The sequence below is a fragment of the Methylobacterium sp. D48H genome, from assembly GCF_053345715.1.
Genome location: NZ_JBKFAP010000066.1, coordinates 1 through 1465, shown reverse-complemented (window position 1 = coordinate 1465; position 1465 = coordinate 1). Strand labels below are relative to the sequence as shown.

The following is a 1465-nucleotide window of genomic DNA, read 5'->3' as shown; positions in this document are numbered from 1 at the left end:
GGAGGAGACCGAGGGCGTGGCCGCGGGCGGCGTCGTCCGGCGGCAGGTCCGGCTCGCCGCCGAGGGGGTCGAGCCGCAGCGGCACCAGCGTGGTGAACCAGCCCACCGTCCGGCTCAGGTCGTGGCGGGGCAGGGTCGGGCCGTCCTGCGCGTCGGAGAGGGGCTCGGGGAAGGGTTCTGAGAGGGGTTCGGCGAGCGCGTCGGCCAGGGCGTCGGCATCGCGACCGTGGCGCTCGAGGGTCACGCCCACTGCCGTCCCGTCGCCGCGCCGCGCCAGCGCGATCGACAGGGCGGTGAGCAGGATCTCGTCGGGACGGGCGCTGTAGGGCCGACCGGCCCGGCGCAGGAAGGCGTCGGTCGCGTCGGCGTCGAGGCTGTCGGCGATCTCGGTCTGGGCGGATTCGACGTTGGGGGCGTCGGGCCGGACCGGCCGCAACGCGGCATCGGGGCACGGCCCCCCGGCCTGCCAGCCGGCCAGCCAGGATTCGCGGCGCCCGGCATGTCCGGGGTGCCGGGCCAGGACGTCGAGGCTGCGGGCCCAGCCCGGGAAGCTCGTCGGCGGGGGCGCGAGCGGCCGCCCGGCGAGCGCCGCCGCGAGGTCCTGGATCAATATGCGCCACGACATGGCGTCGACCACGAGGTGGTGGGCGACGAGGAGGAGCCGCTCGATCCCGTCCGCCGGCAGGGTGACGTGCACGGCCCGCCAGACTGGCCCTTCGGCGAGGTCGAGGCTCGTCTGGGCTTGCGCGGCGAGGGCCGCGAAGGCCGGCGCACCGTCCGCCGCGCGCCGCCACAGCGGGGGCTCCTGCCCCGGTGCCCGGCAGGTCTGGGTCCAGGCCCCGTGCGCGTCCCGCGCGAAGCGCAGGCGCAGCGCGGGATGGGCGGCCTCGACGGCCGCGAGGGCCTCAGCGAGGCGGCCCGGGTCGAGGGGTGCCCGGGGCGCGAGCACGATCGCCTGGTTCCAGTGCTGCCGGTTCGGGACGGGGCCGTCGAGGAACCGGCGCTGGATCGGGGTGAGGGGAACCGGACCGGCCTCGCGCGCCGGGTCGACCTGGGGGGCTGGCGCGGCCGCGTTGTCCGGGGCCGCGTCGAGATGCGCCGCCAGGGCGGCGAGGCGCGGATGGGTGAAGACGTCCCGCGGGGTCAGCGCGAGGCCGCTCTCCCGGGCGCGGGCGACGAGCTGGAGGGCGAGGATCGAGTCGCCGCCGCGCTCGAAGAAGCTGTCCCGGCGCGACAGGCGTCGGGCGTCGAGGCCGAGCACGCCGGCCCAGAGGGCGGCGAGGCGCGTCTCGGTCTGGCCGCGCGGCGGATCGAAGCCGGCGGTCCCGCCCACGGCGTCCGCGCCCGCCCAGTCGGGTTCGGGGAGCCGTCCTGGGTCGAGCTTCCCGTTGGCGGAGACCGGCAGGGCGGGCAGGGCGAGGATGCGGGCGGGGCGCAGCGCGTCGGGCAGCGTGTCGGCCAGGGC

Annotated in this window: 1 protein-coding gene; it reads right to left on the bottom strand. The window is 78.2% G+C overall.

The genetic code is table 11. From position 1 onward, the window contains the following. The coding region (locus tag ACLBX8_RS31450) for a condensation domain-containing protein (RefSeq protein ID WP_447716395.1) at nt 1-1465 on the bottom strand (1465 nt) is incomplete at both ends.